This window comes from Rhizobium sp. P28RR-XV, assembly GCF_012641385.1.
GTDB lineage: Bacteria > Pseudomonadota > Alphaproteobacteria > Rhizobiales > Rhizobiaceae > Rhizobium.
In genome coordinates, this window is the sequence record NZ_JABAIG010000006.1 from 212,412 (window position 1) to 228,898 (window position 16,487).

General features: G+C 60.7%; 16 protein-coding genes. 10 read left to right on the forward strand and 6 right to left on the reverse strand.

Features of this window, described 5'->3' with window-relative positions; genetic code table 11:
- Positions 1-34: 34 nt before the first annotated feature.
- On the reverse strand, positions 35-2,131 hold the full coding sequence (locus HGP12_RS14735; protein ID WP_168841812.1) for a bifunctional rhamnulose-1-phosphate aldolase/short-chain dehydrogenase: 2,097 nt from the start codon (positions 2,129-2,131) through the stop codon (positions 35-37).
- A 221-nt stretch (positions 2,132-2,352) separates the two neighbouring features.
- Between HGP12_RS14735 and HGP12_RS14740 the strand changes: the two genes are divergently transcribed.
- From HGP12_RS14740 to HGP12_RS14770, 7 genes are all read left to right on the forward strand, one after another.
- Positions 2,353-3,165: a DeoR/GlpR family DNA-binding transcription regulator gene (locus HGP12_RS14740; RefSeq protein WP_168841811.1), complete on the forward strand. Its 813-nt coding sequence runs from the start codon at positions 2,353-2,355 to the stop codon at positions 3,163-3,165.
- A 54-nt stretch (positions 3,166-3,219) separates the two neighbouring features.
- Entirely contained in the window at positions 3,220-4,215 is a 996-nt protein-coding gene (rhaS, locus tag HGP12_RS14745; RefSeq protein ID WP_112342357.1) for a rhamnose ABC transporter substrate-binding protein, read from the forward strand.
- Between the two features lie 70 nt (positions 4,216-4,285).
- The gene (locus tag HGP12_RS14750) at positions 4,286-5,821 is read left to right on the forward strand and encodes a sugar ABC transporter ATP-binding protein (protein WP_168841810.1); all 1,536 of its coding nucleotides are present in this window, start codon (positions 4,286-4,288) and stop codon (positions 5,819-5,821) included.
- Positions 5,822-5,933: 112 nt separating this feature from the next.
- On the forward strand, positions 5,934-6,938 hold the full coding sequence (locus HGP12_RS14755) for an ABC transporter permease (RefSeq protein WP_168841809.1): 1,005 nt from the start codon (positions 5,934-5,936) through the stop codon (positions 6,936-6,938).
- On the forward strand, positions 6,935-7,951 hold the full coding sequence (locus tag HGP12_RS14760) for an ABC transporter permease (RefSeq protein WP_168841808.1): 1,017 nt from the start codon (positions 6,935-6,937) through the stop codon (positions 7,949-7,951). The genes HGP12_RS14755 and HGP12_RS14760 overlap by 4 nt, the downstream gene beginning before the upstream one ends.
- Positions 7,948-8,274, forward strand: coding sequence for an L-rhamnose mutarotase (rhaM, locus tag HGP12_RS14765; RefSeq protein ID WP_168841807.1), 327 nt, complete (start codon positions 7,948-7,950; stop codon positions 8,272-8,274). The genes HGP12_RS14760 and rhaM overlap by 4 nt, the downstream gene beginning before the upstream one ends.
- On the forward strand, positions 8,271-9,653 hold the full coding sequence (locus HGP12_RS14770; protein ID WP_168841806.1) for an FGGY-family carbohydrate kinase: 1,383 nt from the start codon (positions 8,271-8,273) through the stop codon (positions 9,651-9,653). Before rhaM ends, HGP12_RS14770 begins: the two co-directional genes overlap by 4 nt.
- Here HGP12_RS14770 and HGP12_RS14775 read toward each other — a convergent pair.
- Positions 9,650-10,474, reverse strand: coding sequence for an aminoglycoside phosphotransferase family protein (locus tag HGP12_RS14775; protein ID WP_168841805.1), 825 nt, complete (start codon positions 10,472-10,474; stop codon positions 9,650-9,652). The genes HGP12_RS14770 and HGP12_RS14775 overlap by 4 nt on opposite strands.
- 104 nt (positions 10,475-10,578) lie before the next feature.
- Positions 10,579-10,848, reverse strand: a complete 270-nt coding sequence (locus HGP12_RS14780) for a hypothetical protein (protein WP_168879145.1) — start codon at positions 10,846-10,848, stop codon at positions 10,579-10,581.
- Positions 10,849-10,882: 34 nt separating this feature from the next.
- On the opposite strand from HGP12_RS14780, the gene HGP12_RS14785 reads away from it, so the two are divergent.
- From HGP12_RS14785 to HGP12_RS14795, 3 genes are all read left to right on the forward strand, one after another.
- On the forward strand, positions 10,883-11,989 hold the full coding sequence (locus tag HGP12_RS14785; protein WP_168841804.1) for a branched-chain amino acid ABC transporter substrate-binding protein: 1,107 nt from the start codon (positions 10,883-10,885) through the stop codon (positions 11,987-11,989).
- Positions 11,990-12,201: 212 nt separating this feature from the next.
- Positions 12,202-12,495 (forward strand): type II toxin-antitoxin system Phd/YefM family antitoxin, encoded by a 294-nt coding sequence (locus tag HGP12_RS14790; protein ID WP_168841803.1) that lies wholly within the window; start codon positions 12,202-12,204, stop codon positions 12,493-12,495.
- Positions 12,496-12,662: 167 nt separating this feature from the next.
- Positions 12,663-12,944: a hypothetical protein gene (locus HGP12_RS14795; RefSeq protein WP_168841802.1), complete on the forward strand. Its 282-nt coding sequence runs from the start codon at positions 12,663-12,665 to the stop codon at positions 12,942-12,944.
- Between the two features lie 129 nt (positions 12,945-13,073).
- Here the strand turns inward: HGP12_RS14795 and HGP12_RS14800 are convergent, their stop codons facing one another.
- From HGP12_RS14800 to HGP12_RS14810, 3 genes are all read right to left on the reverse strand, one after another.
- The gene (locus HGP12_RS14800; RefSeq protein ID WP_168841801.1) at positions 13,074-13,898 is read right to left on the reverse strand and encodes a sugar phosphate isomerase/epimerase; all 825 of its coding nucleotides are present in this window, start codon (positions 13,896-13,898) and stop codon (positions 13,074-13,076) included.
- Between the two features lie 131 nt (positions 13,899-14,029).
- On the reverse strand, positions 14,030-15,205 hold the full coding sequence (locus HGP12_RS14805; RefSeq protein WP_168841800.1) for a dihydrodipicolinate synthase family protein: 1,176 nt from the start codon (positions 15,203-15,205) through the stop codon (positions 14,030-14,032).
- Positions 15,206-15,217: 12 nt separating this feature from the next.
- Entirely contained in the window at positions 15,218-16,372 is a 1,155-nt protein-coding gene (locus HGP12_RS14810; protein WP_168841799.1) for a Gfo/Idh/MocA family protein, read from the reverse strand.
- Between the last annotated feature and the right edge of the window lie 115 nt (positions 16,373-16,487).

The window sequence follows — 16,487 nt, forward strand, 5'->3', positions numbered from 1 at the left end:
TCTCCCCACTGGGGAGAAGGTAAAATATAGCCGACTAGCGCGTAAAGCTCTGCGCGTTGCCGGCGTCGACGTTGATGATATTGCCGGTCGACTTGGCGGAAAGATCCGACGCCAGGAAGTAGATCGCTTCGGCAATATCCTCAGGAAAGACATTGAGCTTCAGCATCGAGCGCTTGCGGTAATGTTCCTCCAGCTCGTCCACCTCGATCTTCGAGGAGGCTGCGCGCTGTTCACGCCATTCGCCGTTCCAGATCTTCGAGCCGCGAAGGACGGCATCGGGATTGACCGTGTTCACGCGGATGCCGGCTTCGGCACCTTCCAGCGCCAGGCAACGGGCCAGATGGATTTCGGCAGCCTTTGCCGTGCAATATGCGGCGGCGTTCGGCGAGGATGCGAGACCGTTCTTGGAAGCGACGAATACGACGTTGCCGCCGAGATTCTGGCGCCGGAACAGCCGGAAGGCTTCGCGCGAAACCAGAAAATAGCCGGTCGCGAGAATATCGATATTGCGGTTCCACATCGAAAGCTCGGTGCTTTCGATCGGCGCGGACGACGCGATGCCGGCGTTGGACACCAGAATGTCGACGCCGCCGAATTCGACGCAGGCCTCGGCGAAGGTGGAAATGACGGCGTCTTCCTTGGTGACGTCGAGCTTGACGCTGCGCACCGCATCCGCGCCATATCTCTTGGCGAAATCCGCCTGTGTGCTGTCAAGCGCTGCCTGGTCGATATCCGCCAGAACCACGCAGGCACCCTCGCCGACCAGGCGCGCCGCCGTGGCGCGGCCGATGCCGCCGGCGCCGCCGGTAACGAAGGCGACCTTGCCGGCAAGGCTTTTCGGCTTCGGCATGCGCTGCAGCTTCGCCTCTTCCAGCAACCAGTATTCGATATCGAAGGCTTCCTGCTCCGGCAGGCCCTGATATTCGGAGACGGTGGACGCGCCACGCATGACGTTGATGGCGTTGACGTAGAACTCGCCGGCAATGCGGGCCGTCGCCTTGTCGCGGGCGAAGGAAAGCATGCCGACGCCGGGAACGAGGAAGATCACCGGGTTCGGATCGCGCATCGCAGGCGAGTTGTCATGCTTGCAATCATTGTAGTAGCGCGCGTAGTCGGCGCGATAGTCTTCCAGCGCCTTGTCGAGACCGGCAATGACGGCATCGACATCGGGCTTGGCCGGATCGAAATCGACGATCAACGGCCGGATCTTGGTGCGCAGGAAGTGATCCGGGCAGCTCGTGCCGAGTGCACCGAGCGGACGAAGGCTCCTCGAGTTGACGAATTCGAGCACGGCATCCTGATCGTCGAAGTCACCGAGCTTGCGCTCTGCCTTGCCGATGCGACCGCGGATCTCAGGCATCAACCGGGCGGCGATGGCACGGCGCTCCGCCTGCGGCAGGCTCTGAGCAACGGCACCACCGAAAATGGTCCTGCCTTCCGTCTTGGCGGCGAACCATTCGATCGCCTTGTTGATGATCTGAAGTGTCAGCTCGTAGCAGGCCTTGGCATCGTCGGCCCAGGTGAACAGGCCATGGCTTTCCAGCACGACGCCCTTGGCATTCGGGTGCGCCTTGACGAAGGCTTCGAGATCGAGGCCGAGCTGGAAGCCGGGGCGGCGCCAGGGCAGCCAGCCGATGTCGTCGCCGAAGATTTCGCGCGTCAGTTCGCGCGAGTTCTTCGAGGCGGCAATGGCGATAATGGCATCGGGATGCATGTGATCGACATGGGTGAACGGCACGAAACCGTGCAGCGGCGTGTCGATCGAAGCGGCGCGCGCATTGAGATTGAAGGTGCAATGCGGCAGGAAGCCGACCATGCGATCCTCGTCGGCGACGCCCTGATAGATGTTTTTCAGGCTGTCGAGCTTGTCCTGGTAGAGCGTCGCGAAACCGTCGAGCTTGATGGTGCCGACATCGCCGCCTGAGCCCTTGACCCAGAGCACCTTGACCTTTTCGCCGGAGAGCGGATCGGTTTCCATGACCTTGGCCGATGTGTTGCCGCCGCCGTAGTTGGTGATACGCTTGTCGGCACCGAGCAGATTCGACCGATAAAGCAGCTTGCCCGGCTCATCCAAGCCGGCCGCATATGCATCATCCCAACGGTTCTTCAGAAGCTGAACGCCAGCCGCCATGTCATCCTCCCTTGAAATCAAGTTCTTCACATCAAGTCTTGCGGGCGGACCGGATCATGATGGAACCACCCTTTGTGAGCAGGGTATCGCTCACGCATAGTCACCTTGTCAATCGAAAACGATCAAATTCGATAATGTTGCGATGCAATATGAAAGTTTATGATCGTTTGTGATTGACACGTTGTCATATTTGCGAAATAACCGCCAACAAGGAGGAGCCGATGCACGAACGTGAACGCCATCGCATTATTCTGAGCGCCGTACAGGAAAAGTCTGTCGTGACGATTCAGGATATTTCCGAGCTGACCGAAGCTTCGGAAGCGACGATACGCCGTGATATCGCCGCCCTGCATGTGCAGGGAAAAATCCGGCGCGTGCGCGGTGGCGCGGAATCGATCCATCCCCCTCAGCTCGGCAATCTGGCGGCGCGGCCCTTTCGCGTATCCGAAGCCGTCAATATCGATAGGAAGCGTGCAATTGCGCGCAAGGCGGCTGAACTCTGCAATCCCGGCGACGCCATCATCATCAATGGCGGCACGACCACATTCCAGCTCGTGCACTATATTTCGGCCTTCCGGCTGCAGGTGATGACCAATTCCTTCGCCATTGCCGAACATCTGATCAAGCATTCGAAGAATACGGTGACGGTGCCTGGCGGCGCGATCTATCGAGAGCAGAGCCTGATCCTCTCGCCCTTCGACAACGATACCATCCGGAATTTCTACGCGCGGCGCATGTTCATCGGCGCGCAGGGCGTCGGCCCGCTTGGCGTCATGGAAGCCGACGCGCTGGTCATCCAGAGCGAGCAGAAACTCATGCGTCAGGCCGACGAGCTTGTCGTCATGGTCGATTCCAGCAAGTTCCGTCAGCGCTCCAGCCTGATCCTCTGTCCGCTTGAACAGGTCTCGACCATCATCACCGATGACGGCGTCACCGCCGAGACGGTGCGCATGATCGAGGATGCGGGCATCTCGCTTGTCATCGCAAATATTTCGGCTCAGGCCGAGGAGGAAGATTCCCCGTCGGTCGCATAAAAGACATGGCTCAGACGGGGTGAGCATAGCCTATCAACCTTGGGAGGAACTGACATGAATATAGCAAAGAAACTGGCGATCGGCGTTGCGCTCGCCGCCACGCTTTTCGCCGGCGCGGCCAGTGCAAAGGACGTCAAGATCGGTCTCGTGGTGAAGTCGCTGGGCAACGGCTTCTTCGAGGCCGCCAACAAGGGCGCACAGGAAGCAGCCAAGGATCTCGGCGGCGTGCAGGTGATCTACACCGGCCCGACCTCGACCACGGCCGAAGGCCAGATCGAAGTGATCAACTCGCTGATCGCGCAGGGCGTCGATGCCATCGCGATTTCCGCGAACGATCCCGATGCGGTCGTCCCAGCCCTCAAGAAGGCGACGCAGCGCGGCATCAAGGTGATCTCCTGGGATTCCGGCGTCGCAAAGGCCGGCCGCATCCTGCAGCTGAACCCTTCGTCCAACGAGCTGATCGGCAAGATGTGCCTGACGCTCGCCAAGGATCATCTCGACGGCGGCAAGGGCAATTTCGCCATCCTGTCGGCAACGACCACATCGACGAACCAGAACATCTGGATCGGCGAGATGAAGAAGCAGCTCAAGGATTTTCCGGGCCTCAATCTCGTGACGACCGTCTACGGCGACGACCTCTCGGACAAGAGCTATCGTGAAGCCCAGGGCCTCCTGACCTCGCATCCGGAAGTCAAGGTCATCGTCGCCCCGACGACGGTCGGCGTGCTTGCCGCTTCGCAGGCCGTCAAGGATGCCGGCAAGATCGGCCAGGTCTATGTCACCGGTCTCGGCCTGCCGTCCGAAATGGCCGGCGCGATCAAGTCGGGCGCCACGAAGGAATTCGCGATCTGGAATCCGATCGATCTCGGCTACTCCGCAACGCAGATCGCCTATCGCCTCGTCAAGGGCGAGACCGACGGCAAGCCGGGCAGCGAGATCAATGCCGGCCGCATGGGCAAGATCAAGGTCGGCGAAAATGGCGAGGCCGCCATGGCCGATCCGTTCGTCTACAACGCTTCGAACATCGATCAGTTCTCCAAGGTTTTCTGATCGATAGCCTTCGCAGCTCTCCGGCGGCGTCAGCCGCCGGACCCAATTTCACTATTCCGGTACATTGCTGATGACCACAGTCCTTCAACGATCCCTAGCGGACGCACCAGCCGCGAACAATCAGGCCATCCTGGAAATGCGCGGCATTTCCCAGATCTTTCCCGGCGTCAAGGCGCTGGATGGCGTCAGCATTTCGCTTTATCCCGGCAAGGTGACCGCCCTGATCGGCGAAAACGGCGCGGGAAAATCGACGCTCGTCAAGATTCTCACCGGCATCTACCGTCCGAACGAGGGTGAAATCCTCGTCGATGGCAGGCCTGTGGCCTTCGCCCATGCACAGGCCGCCATCGATGCCGGCGTCACGGCCATTCACCAGGAAACCGTGCTCTTCGACGAACTGACCGTCGCCGAAAACATCTTCCTCGGCCATGCGCCGCGCACGTCCTGGCGCACCATCGACTGGAAAACGATGAACAGCCGGTCGAAAGAACTCCTCGAATCGCTGGAAAGCGCGATCGATCCCGCAATCCGATTGAAAGACCTCTCCATTGCGCAGCGCCATCTCGTCGCGATCGCGCGCGCTTTGTCGATCGAGGCCCGCATCGTCATCATGGACGAGCCCACTGCCGCCCTGTCACGCAAGGAGATCGACGATCTCTTCCGCATCGTCGAAGGGTTGAAGGCAAAGGGCAAGGCTGTCCTGTTCATCAGCCATAAGTTCGATGAGCTCTATGAAATCGCCGACAATTTCGTCGTCTTCCGCGACGGCCGCGCCGTTGGCCATGGCGAGCTGAAGGCGACGCCGCAGGACGAGATCGTCCGCATGATGGTCGGACGCGACGTCAAGGACGCTTTCCCGAAAGTGCCCGTCACCATCGGTGACACCGTTCTCGAGGTCGACAAATACTGTCACCGCACCGAATTCCGCGACATCTCCTTCAAGCTGCGGCGCGGTGAGATTCTCGGCGTTTACGGCCTGATCGGCGCCGGACGCTCCGAGCTTTGCCAATCGCTCTTCGGCATCACCAAGCCGCTGTCCGGGCGACTGACGCTTGACGGACTGGAAATCCATGTGCGCTCGCCGCAAGACGCCATTCGCGCCGGCATCGTCTACGTGCCGGAAGAGCGTGGCCGCCACGGCCTGGCGCTGCCGATGCCGATCTATCAAAACATATCGCTGCCCTCGCTCGGACGCACCTCGCGCAAGGGTTTCCTGAAGGCGGCCAATGAATTCGCCCTCGCACGCAAATATGCCGAACGGCTTGATCTGCGTGCCGCCGCCCTTTCCGTGCCGGTCGGCACGCTCTCCGGCGGCAACCAGCAGAAGGTCGTCATCGGCAAGTGGCTCGCGACACAGCCGAAGATCATCATTCTGGACGAGCCCACCAAGGGGATCGATATCGGCTCCAAGGCAGCCGTCCATGGTTTCATCAGCGAATTGGCGGCCGAAGGCCTCAGCATCATCATGATCTCCTCGGAACTGCCCGAGATCCTCGGCATGGCGGATCGCGTGCTGGTCATGAAGGAAGGCCTGTCCGCGGGCCTGTTCGAGCGCGAGGGGCTGACGCCGGAAACCTTGGTGCGCGCCGCCACGGGCAACGCATAGAGCGGCATGGCTTTTCTTCGATCAGCCAGAACGCTCTCTCTGTTTGTTTTTGCCGCATTTGTGCGGCGCCAGGTGAGGACACCTGGCTGCAAAATGCTTTAGGGAGGACGGGATGCCACGCATCCTCAAAAAGCGCGAAACACTGCTCGCCATCATCATCATCGTGATGATCGCCGGCTTCGCAACGCGTGCGGCCGGCTTTGCCGAGCCCGCCAATCTCGCCAATATCTTCAACGATACCTCGATCCTCATCATCCTGGCGCTCGCCCAGATGACGGTCATCCTGACGAAATCGATCGACCTCTCCGTCGCCGCCAACCTGGCGCTGACGGGCATGGCGGTCGCGATGCTGAACGCGGCCTATCCCGACATTCCGCTGATCGCGCTCGTCATCATGGCGATCCTGATGGGCGCGGCTCTTGGCGCCATCAACGGCTATCTCGTCTGGGCTCTGGAAATCCCGCCGATCGTCGTGACGCTGGGAACCTTGACGATCTATCGTGGCATGGCTTTCGTGCTGTCGGGCGGCGCCTGGGTCAATGCCCATCAGTTCACGCCGATCTTCCTGAACGTACCGCGCGCACAGCTTCTCGGCCTGCCGGTGCTCGCCTGGATCGGCATCGCAATCGTGCTGATGATGTTTCTGGTGCTGCGCTATACGCAATTCGGCCGCTCAGCCTATGCCAGCGGCGGCAATCCGGTTGCGGCCGTCTATGCCGGCATCGACGTCGGCTGGACGCGGTTCCTCGCCTTCGTTCTGTCCGGCGTGCTCGCCGGCCTCAGCGGCTATCTCTGGGTTTCGCGCTACGCCGTCGCCTATGTCGATATCGCCAACGGTTTCGAGCTTGATAGTGTGGCGGCCTGTGTCATCGGCGGCATTTCGATCGCCGGCGGTGTCGGTTCCGTCGCCGGCGCCGTCCTGGGCGCGCTCTTTCTCGGCGTCATCAAGAACGCCCTTCCGGTCATCGGTATCTCGCCGTTCACGCAGATGGCGATATCAGGCACCGTCATCATCCTTGCCGTCGTCTTCAACGCCCGGCGCGAACGCAACCGCGGCCGCATCATCTTGCGCGATCAGGCAGCAAAGGACACCGCCAACCAGGGAGCAGGCGCATGAGCAACGGTTCGCAAGCGGCAACGGCGGAAAAACGCGCTATTCCGAATCGCCTCGGCACGCCCTTCAAGCGCATCATGGCAAGCTGGGAAACGCTGCTCCTTGGGGTCGCGGTCGCGATCTTCATCTTCAATTCGCTGGCCTCGCCCTATTTCCTCGATCCCTACAACCTCTCCGACGCGACATTCAACTTTACCGAAAAGGCGATGATCGCCTTTGCCATGGCGCTGCTCGTCATTGCGGGCGAGATCGACCTTTCGGTCGCAGCCATCATCGCGCTCGCCTCGACGGCCATGGGCGGCGCCGCCCAGCTTGGCATCGACACGCCCGGCCTTGTCGCCATCGGCCTGGGTGTCGGCCTGATCTGCGGGCTTTTTAACGGCTTCCTTGTCTCGGTGCTGAAGTTGCCGTCGATCGTCGTCACCATCGGTACGATGAGCCTGTTTCGCGGCATCTCCTATATCGTGCTTGGCGATCAGGCCTATGGCAACTATCCGGATAGTTTCGCCTATTTCGGCCAGGGTTATGTCGTCTGGGTCTTCTCGTTCGAATTCGTGCTGTTCATCGTGCTGGCGATCGCCTTCGCGATCCTGCTGCATGCTACGAATTTCGGCCGGCAGGTCTATACGATCGGCAACAATGACTTTGCCGCGCGCTTCTCCGGCATTCCGGTCGAGCGGGTCAAATTCATCCTGTTTCTCCTGACCGGCCTGATGAGCGGCATTGCCGCCGTCTGCCTCACCTCGCGGCTCGGCTCGACGCGCCCGTCGATCGCGCTCGGCTGGGAGCTGGAGGTCGTGACCATGGTGGTGCTTGGCGGCGTGTCGATCCTCGGCGGGTGGGGGACGATCGGTGGGGTCGTCATCGCGGCCTTTGTCATGGGCCTCGTCACCTTCGGCCTCGGCCTGCTCAATGTTCCGGGCATCGTCATGTCGATCTTCATCGGCCTCCTCCTCATCATCACCATCGCGCTGCCGATCGTCGCCAGGCGCCTCAAGACCATGAGCGCCAAATGACATCCGCTCTCGAACGCCACGCCTTCAAGATGACGCTCAATCCCGGCATGGAGGCCGAATACCGGAAGCGCCACGACGAGATCTGGCCCGAACTCATAGAGCTGCTGCATCAGGCTGGCGTCAGCGATTATTCGATCCATCTCGACCGCGACACGAACACGCTCTTCGGCGTGCTGACGCGGCCGAAGGATCATTCCATGGCGAGCCTGCCGGAGCATCCCGTCATGAAGAAATGGTGGGCGCACATGGCCGACATCATGGCGACCAATCCCGATAATTCGCCTGTCCAGAGCGATCTCGTCACGGTCTTCCATCTGCCATGAGCAACGAAACAGCCTATCGCCATATCGCCGTGATCGACATCGGCAAGACCAACGCCAAGGTCGTCGTGCTCGATGCGGAGACGGGTGCCGAGCTCGTCGCGGTCAAGACCGCGAACAGCGTTCTGAAATCAGGCCCCTACCCGCACTACGATATTGAGGGGCTGTGGGATTTCATCGTCTCGGCCCTCAAGGGCTTTGCCAGCACACCGGGATTCGACGCCATTTCGATCACCACGCACGGCGCATCCGCTGTGATGCTGGCGGCCGACGGCAACCTTGCCATGCCGGTTCTCGACTACGAGCACGACTATCCCCAAGCCCTTCAGGATGCCTACGCGCGATTGCGACCGGACTTCAGCGAGACGTTTTCGCCCGGACTGTCGGTCGGGCTCAATGTCGGCGCACAGATCCATTATCTGAAAAGCATCTTTCCCGCCGATTTCGCCCATGTCGCCACGATCGTGACCTATCCGCAATATTGGGCGCTCCGCCTGAGCGGCATCGCGGCCAACGAGGTGACGTCGCTCGGCTGCCACACCGATCTCTGGAACCCGACCACGCAAAGCTACTCCTCTCTGGTCGACACACTTGGCATCCGCACGCTGATGGCGCCCATACACTCGGCATTCGATGCACTCGGGCCAGTGCTGCCGACGCTTGCCGCGGATATCGGTCTGGCGCAGGCCGTGCCCGTCTATTGCGGCATTCACGATTCCAACGCCTCGCTTCTGCCGCATCTGGTGGAGAACGAAGCCCCCTTTGCGGTCGTCTCGACGGGGACATGGGTGATCAGCTTCGGCGTTGGCGGCGATCTCGCCCATCTCGATCCCGAGCGCGACGCGCTGGCCAACGTCGACGCCTATGGTCGCGCCGTCCCGTCCGCCCGTTTCATGGGTGGCCGCGAGTTCGAGATTCTGGCAGCCGAAATCGGCACCGCACCGACCGCCGCCGTCGAGGGCGCTCTTGAAACGGTGATCGAGAAAGGTCTGATGCTGTTGCCCAATGTGGTCGAGGGATCCGGCCCGTTCCCGGGCAGAAAAATGCAATGGGTCGGCAATGCGACGGATACCGCCGAACGGCTCGCAGCCGTCAGCCTTTACCTTGCGCTGATGACGGAAGCCTGCCTCGATCTGATCGGTGCCAAAGGGCCGATCTTCGTCGAGGGTCCGTTTGCTCTCAATCGTGCCTATCTCGTCGCGCTGGCCGCGGTGACGTCCAGCGATGTCATCGCCTTGCCAGGTTCGACCGGAACCAGCCAGGGCGCCGCACTGCTGACGGGAATTCGTCCAGCTGCCGTCGCGGAAAATGCGCCTGTCCGTGCTGAACTGCGGGGATTGCAACGCTACCAGCAGGTCTGGCGGGATGCTTTGGCCGATTAAAGGCTCATCCTGTCCAGTTCAGCCGCCGCAATATCCGCGACGCGAAGAGTTGGCCGAACGTGCTCGTCCTCGCCATCCTCGATCAGCCATGCCGCCGAAAGGCCCGCCCAGGCAACAATCCATTGCAACAAGCGCTGACGCTCGAGCCGTGCGGCTTCAGCAACAATGCCCACCTGCCGCGCAAGGCGGCCGGGCGCGGTTGCGACGGAGTTGTCCGGATTGCAGAAGAGGTTGGCATAGTCGAACCCGCGTTCACCCACCAACCCCTTCGGATCGATCGCGAGCCAGCCCCGCTCCGCAAAGTCCAGAATATTGCCGTGATGAATATCGCCGTGCAGGGTCACGACATCCCGCGGTTCCGATAGCAGCGTACAGGCGGTCGCTGCGGAGCGCACGAAGACGCCGCCTTCACGCCGCGCCGCAGCTTCGAGCGAACGAAACCGATCGAAGAGCGGGATCAATTGCGGCAAGGATATTCCACGCGGGGCATGAAGCCCGGCGACCGCCTCGCAGATGATGCGGCTTGCCTCATCATCTTGACCATTCCGCGCCATCTCGGCGAGGGAGCGGCTGCCTGTCGCTCGCTCGAGCAGAACGGCATCGTCCTTGTGCTGGAGGACATGCGCGGCACCGACCCCGTTCCACCAGACCATGAGCTCGGCGCCCGATTTCTCTTCCGGCGCGTCGGCGATCTTGAGCATGGCCGGCACGCCATCCCGCCGCACGGGAAAAAGCCGGCTGGAATGCGTGACGATCGGGGCGCCATCAGGGATCAGCCGCCAGAGGTCGAAATAAACTCCGGAATTGTCATTCTCGCTCATGCGGCATCCGGCTCCTTAAGCACACGTCAGATAACAACAAGCGGCATCGCTGCCGCGGTCCATGCGACGTTAAAGGCAACGATTTCCATTTTTGGATCCACCCGTCATACAGCCATATCACTTAGGCTTTGGCAGTGAAGATACAACAACCATCCCTCGTCAAAACGAAACGAAAAATCGTCAAAATTGTCTTTGATACGGTTATTTTCTTGCGGAATCGTCACAATATTCCTACAGAAAATACCCTTATGGGCGCTTTCGAGATCAAAAAATGTCCGAAGGCGATCATCGGCTTCGATATCAGCCCTGTCTTCTTGAAAAGAACGCCTCACGGCAGTTTGCGCGTCGAGACAGGCGATTGCAGACGGGTTCAAAGGGCGCTGCCGCGCCTATCCAAGGAGAGCTAACATGAGTCTGAAGACATTGACGGCCGCGACCTTCGTCGCTTCGCTGGCCTTCGCACCTCTCGCGCATGCGGATATCACCATCGGCCTCATCGCGCCGCTGACCGGCCCGGTCGCGGCCTATGGCGAACAGGTGAAGAACGGCGCGCAGACCGCCGTGGACGAAATCAACAAGAGTGGTGGCGTTCTCGGCCAGAAGCTCGTTCTGAAGCTCGGCGACGACGCCGGCGACCCGAAGCAGGGCGTATCCGTCGCCAACGGCTTCGTCGGCGAGAGCATCCGCTTCGTCGTCGGCCCGGTCACGTCGGGTGTCGCCATTCCGGTTTCCGACGCGCTTGCCGAAAACGGCATCCTGATGGTCACGCCGACCGCGACGGCTCCGGACCTGACCAATCGCGGCCTCACCAACATCCTGCGCACCTGCGGTCGTGACGACCAGCAGGCAACCGTCGCCGCCGAGTATGTGGTGAAGAACTTCAAGGACAAGAAGATCGCCATCCTCAACGACAAGGGCGCCTACGGCAAGGGCCTGGCAGAGGCCTTCAAGGCGACCCTCAACAAGGGTGGCGTCACCGAGGTCGTCAACGACTCGCTGACCCCCGGCGAAAAGGACTACAGCGCTCTGACGACGAAGCTGAAGCAGGCCGGCGTCGAGGTGATCTACTTCGGCGGTTATCACCCGGAAGCGGGCCTCCTTGCCCGCCAGCTGCACGACATCGCCGTCAAGGCGCAGATCATCGGCGGTGACGGCCTGTCCAACACCGAATATTGGGCGATCGCCAACGATTCCGCAGCCGGCACGCTCTTCACCAATGCATCCGACGCCCTGAAGAACCCGGCCTCGCAGAGCGCCGTTGCCGCCCTGAAGGCACGCAACATTCCGGCCGAAGCCTTCACGCTCAACGCCTATGCCGCCGTGGAAGTGCTGAAGGCTGGCATCGAGAAGGCTGGCAAGGCAGATGATGCCGAAGCCGTCGGTGCTGTGCTGAAGAAGGGCGAGCCGGTCGACACCGCCATCGGCAAGGTCACTTACGGCGAAGCCGGCGACCTGACCTCGCAGAGCTTCTCGCTCTACAAGTGGGAAGGCGGCAAGATCGTGTCGGCTGAATAGGCCGTCGTATCTGCGCTTTGAAATAGAGCCGGGCCATTTCTTGGCCCGGCTTTTTTTGCGAAATTTGGGCGCAACCGCCGGCGGGTTTCTCAGATCCGCCAAACCAATAAAATCGCTGCGATCTGAAAGGGAGGCTGTGCCGCAAGAAGCCCGCCTTGAAATTCCGACCACTTTTGTGTGAGTTGTGCATGTTACGGAAAATGGAGGTCAGTATGGCCAGTGTACCTGCTTCAGAATTCCAAAAGAATTTTGGCGAATGGCACGAAAAGATGCACCAGGCTCCCGTCGAGATCACGAAATATGGCAGACCAACAGCATACTTAGTGTCGGCGGGAATGTTTCATCAGCTTTGGCAGAGATTTAGAGTTTCTCTCCCTGTAGGGGCCTTGTCGGAAAGTGATGTGAGCCGAATTATGGAGGCTCGCGTGGAGACCGATACTCCTTACAATCTGGACGACATCCCGGATATCGACGAAAGCCTCGAGCCATTTCCATTGAAGCGTTGACCTAATGAAAATACCCGCTCTGCAGCCCATTGGCCACGTCGTCGCCTATGAGTACTTATGGTCGAGCAAAGCCAAGAAGCGGCAGGATGGTGAAAAGGTTTATCCCACCGCGCTGATACTGTCCACGCGGGATGAACTCGGATCAATATTGGCGTGGTATCTCTCATATGCGTCCGCCGGAGGGTCGTAGAGCTATTGAAGTCCCGCCGCAATTACGCCGATACATCGGCTTGGATGCCGAACCGCAATGGATTTACACCGATGAAGTCAATGCCTTCGTCTGGCCTGGTCCAGATCTGCGTCCGGCACAGTGGATATCTCAGCGCCCAATTGTTGAAAACACGTGTGTGCTCGGCGCATTGCCAGAAGACTGGTTCAATTTGGTCAAAAACCATTTTCTGGAAAGCTATAAACTTGATCGCATGAGACTCACTAAAAGAACCTCATAGCTAAGGAAGCATGCGAAGCACACGCTCATCGCGCATTTCAGTTGACGCTACCCACCCAAAAGGGGCGTTAGCGGCACTTGCCATCCAATAGCGCTTTTTATTGCCGATCTTTGCCTGAACGGCCGCCTCTTAGCACACGGTGCGGAAGCGCTCGGCGCAGGTGGACAAAACCTCCTCGCCCGGCCGCTTCCACCAATTGTTCTCAGAGAAGATCTCGACTTCCTGCTGGCCGAAAAAGCCCGCTTTTTCGATCTCGGCGCGGATGCGCTTGAGATCGATGACGCCGTCACCCATCATGCCGCGATCAAGCAGCAGATCCGTGGTCGGCACGAGCCAGTCGCAGATATGATGCGCCAGGATGCGGCCACCAGCGCCGGCGCGCGCGATCTGCTCATAGAGCTTCGGATCCCACCAGACATGATAGACATCGATGGCGACACCGATGCCTTCGCCGAGAAGATCGCAGATATCGAGTGCCTGCTCCAGCGTGTTCACGCAGGCGCGGTCGCCGGCATACATCGGATGCAGGGGCTCGATCGCCAAGGGTATTCCGGCGCTGCGGGCATGCGGCAGGATCGCGGCAATGCCGTCCGCCACCATCTCGCGGGCATGGGCGATATCCTTCGATCCCGGCGGCAACCCACCGACGACGAGAACGAGGCAATCGGCATTCAACGCCGCCGCTTCGTCGATCGCGCGTTTGTTGTCGTCGATCGCCGCCGCCCTGCCCTCGGCATCGGCGGCAGGAAACATGCCGCCGCGGCAAAGGCCAGTGACCTTGAGCCTGTTGTCGGCAACGATGCGAGCGGCTTCGGAAAGCCCGATCTTGTGCACCTGATCGCGCCAGGGCGCGATGGCGACGATATCCTGCTTCAGGCAGGCTTCGACCGCCTGTCGCATGTCATATTGCTGGCGCACGGTCGCCAGGTTGATGGACAGACCCTCTACGGCCATTGCGATGATCCTCCCCAATCCTCTTATTCGCTAGACCCGAATGACTTCCATTCCACACGTCATCGCGCTCCAGCTATTTGATATTGCATGATCTTATCCAAAAACCGCTTCGCACTTTCTGGGATCATGCCTTAGTCGATGCCGGCCGTAGCAAGGATCGCCTTCATCCGGTAAACGGCCAGATCCGGATCGCGCAGCACCCGCGCCGTATCCGCCAGGCGGAACAGCTCCGAAAGATGCTGGATCGAACGGGTGCTCTGCTGGCCGCCGAGCATCTGGAAGTGATCCTGGAAGCCGTTGAGATAGGCGAGGAAGACAACGCCGGTCTTGTAGAAGCGCGTCGGCGCCTTGAAGATGTGGCGCGATAGCGGAACGGTCGGCGCCAGGATCGAATGGAAGGCGTCGAGGTCGTTCTCGGCAAGCCTTGCCAAAGCGGCGCTCGCGGCCGGCGCGATGGCATCGAAGATGCCGAGCAATGCATGCGAATAGCCCTGTTCGTCCCCGGCGATGAGTTCGGCATAGTTGAAGTCGTCGCCGGTATACATCTTGACCGACGGATCCAGCCGACGGCGCATGACGATTTCCTTCTCCGCGGAAAGCAGCGATATCTTCACGCCATCGACCTTGGCCGCGTTCTGATTGATGATCGCGACCGCCGTCTCCATGGCCCGCATATCGTCAGCCGATCCCCAATAGCCCGAAAGCGCCGGATCGAACATCGAGCCGAGCCAGTGGATGATAACGGGCTCCTTCACCTGCCCGAGGATGCGGTCGTAGACACTTATATAATCGTCCGGGCTCCTGGCGGCGGCGGCAAGCGCCCGGCTCGCCATCAGAATGACCCGGCCGCCCTGCCCTTCGACATAGGCGATCTGTTCCTCGTAGGCGCGGATGACGTCATCGATCGTGACATCGGGACCGGGCTGCAGGTGATCGGTGCCGGCGCCATAGGCGATCACGGCATCCGGCCGGCCGCGGGCCGCCGACTGCGCATGCGCAATCAGCTCCTTCGCGCCGGCCCAGTCGAGGCCCATGCCGCGCTGCGCGGTATCCATCGCTTCCGCAACGCCGAGGCCGAGGCCCCAAAGATATTCACGGAAGGCGATGGTACGTTCCCAATCGATGTTTCGGTCGAGCCAGGGATCGTTGTCAGCAAGCGCGTCGACCACGACATGCGCGGCGGCATAGGCGACGCGATTGAAATGATGACCGCCCGCGGGCTTCACAGGCGCAATCAGGGGCTCGTTGGCGGGAGTGAACGCGGCAAGAGCGCCGCCCACCACCGGCAAGCGAAGGCTTCTCGTCATGATGCGACCCTCCTAGGCTGAAAGCGAGGGCACGCCGATCCAACGACGCTCCGCCCAGCTCTTTTGCGCAAGCTCCGCCAGTTGCACGCCCTTGGCACCCTCGCGAAGCGTGAACTTCCACGGCGCATCCTCGGCAACATGGCACAGGAACTGCTCCCACTGCGCCTTGAAGCCATTGTCGAAAGCTTGGGTATCCGGCACCTCTTCCCAGGTGTCGAAGAAATTGATCGGCTGCGGCTGATCCGGGTTCCAGACCGGCTTCGGCGTGTTGACCCGATGCTGCGTCCAGCAGCGCATCAGGCCGCAGACGGCCGAACCGTGCGTGCCGTCGACCTGGAAGGTGACGAGATCGTCCCGACGAACCCTGACCGCCCAGGAGGAATTGATATGGGCGATGACGCCGCCTTCGAGCTCGAACGTGGCATAGGCGGCATCGTCGGCATCGGCGGCATAGGTGTTGCCGTTCTCGTCGACGCGGCTCGGAATATGGGTAGCGCCGAGGCAGCTGACGGACTTGACCTCACCGAACAGATTGTCGAGCACATAGCGCCAATGCGGCAGCATATCGAGGATCATGCCGCCGCCGTCTTGTCTACGGTAGTTCCAGGAGGGACGCTGCGCCTTGACGCCCCAGTCGCCTTCGAACACCCAGTAGCCGAACTCCCCGCGCACCGAGAGGATCTTGCCGAAGAAGCCGCTGTCGCGCAGCATGGCGATCTTGCGCAGGCCCGGCAGGAACAGCTTGTCCTGGACAACGCCGTTCTTGACACCGCGCCGCTCTGCCGAAGCGGCAACCGACAAAGCCTCCCCTAGCGTCTCGGAGATTGGCTTTTCGCAATAGACATGCTTGCCGGCGGCAATCGCACGCTCCAGCAGATCGACGCGCATCTGCGTCGAACCGGCATCGAAGAAGATCGTGTTGGAAGGATCGGCCAGAGCTGCGTCGAGATCGGTCGTCGTCTTCGACAGGCCGTGCTTGCGGGCGATGGCCTCGATCTTTTCGGCATTGCGGCCGACGAGCACCGGCTCCGGCATCAACCTATCGCCATTTGCCAACAGGACCCCGCCCTGTTCGCGAATCGCCAGGATGGAGCGCACGAGATGCTGGTTATACCCCATGCGGCCGGTAATGCCGTGCATGATGATGCCGATCGGCTTCGCTGCCATAAGTCATTCCTCCCGCAAATAACTATATAGTTACATAACTGACACGCCGAGGCGATGCTGTCAACGGCCATCGACAACGGCCGCGGCGGCCGTCATCCGCAGTTGCTGACGTTGT

Bases quoted from the DNA above. Each gene is read 5' to 3' on its own strand.
- HGP12_RS14735 (WP_168841812.1), bottom strand. From the start codon at position 2,131: ATGGCGGCTGGCGTTCAGCTTCTGAAGAACCGTTGGGATGATGCATAT.
- HGP12_RS14740 (WP_168841811.1), top strand. From the start codon at position 2,353: ATGCACGAACGTGAACGCCATCGCATTATTCTGAGCGCCGTACAGGAA.
- rhaS (WP_112342357.1), top strand. From the start codon at position 3,220: ATGAATATAGCAAAGAAACTGGCGATCGGCGTTGCGCTCGCCGCCACG.
- HGP12_RS14750 (WP_168841810.1), top strand. From the start codon at position 4,286: ATGACCACAGTCCTTCAACGATCCCTAGCGGACGCACCAGCCGCGAAC.
- HGP12_RS14755 (WP_168841809.1), top strand. From the start codon at position 5,934: ATGCCACGCATCCTCAAAAAGCGCGAAACACTGCTCGCCATCATCATC.
- HGP12_RS14760 (WP_168841808.1), top strand. From the start codon at position 6,935: ATGAGCAACGGTTCGCAAGCGGCAACGGCGGAAAAACGCGCTATTCCG.
- rhaM (WP_168841807.1), top strand. From the start codon at position 7,948: ATGACATCCGCTCTCGAACGCCACGCCTTCAAGATGACGCTCAATCCC.
- HGP12_RS14770 (WP_168841806.1), top strand. From the start codon at position 8,271: ATGAGCAACGAAACAGCCTATCGCCATATCGCCGTGATCGACATCGGC.
- HGP12_RS14775 (WP_168841805.1), bottom strand. From the start codon at position 10,474: ATGAGCGAGAATGACAATTCCGGAGTTTATTTCGACCTCTGGCGGCTG.
- HGP12_RS14785 (WP_168841804.1), top strand. From the start codon at position 10,883: ATGAGTCTGAAGACATTGACGGCCGCGACCTTCGTCGCTTCGCTGGCC.
- HGP12_RS14790 (WP_168841803.1), top strand. From the start codon at position 12,202: ATGGCCAGTGTACCTGCTTCAGAATTCCAAAAGAATTTTGGCGAATGG.
- HGP12_RS14795 (WP_168841802.1), top strand. From the start codon at position 12,663: ATGCGTCCGCCGGAGGGTCGTAGAGCTATTGAAGTCCCGCCGCAATTA.
- HGP12_RS14800 (WP_168841801.1), bottom strand. From the start codon at position 13,898: ATGGCCGTAGAGGGTCTGTCCATCAACCTGGCGACCGTGCGCCAGCAA.
- HGP12_RS14805 (WP_168841800.1), bottom strand. From the start codon at position 15,205: ATGACGAGAAGCCTTCGCTTGCCGGTGGTGGGCGGCGCTCTTGCCGCG.
- HGP12_RS14810 (WP_168841799.1), bottom strand. From the start codon at position 16,372: ATGGCAGCGAAGCCGATCGGCATCATCATGCACGGCATTACCGGCCGC.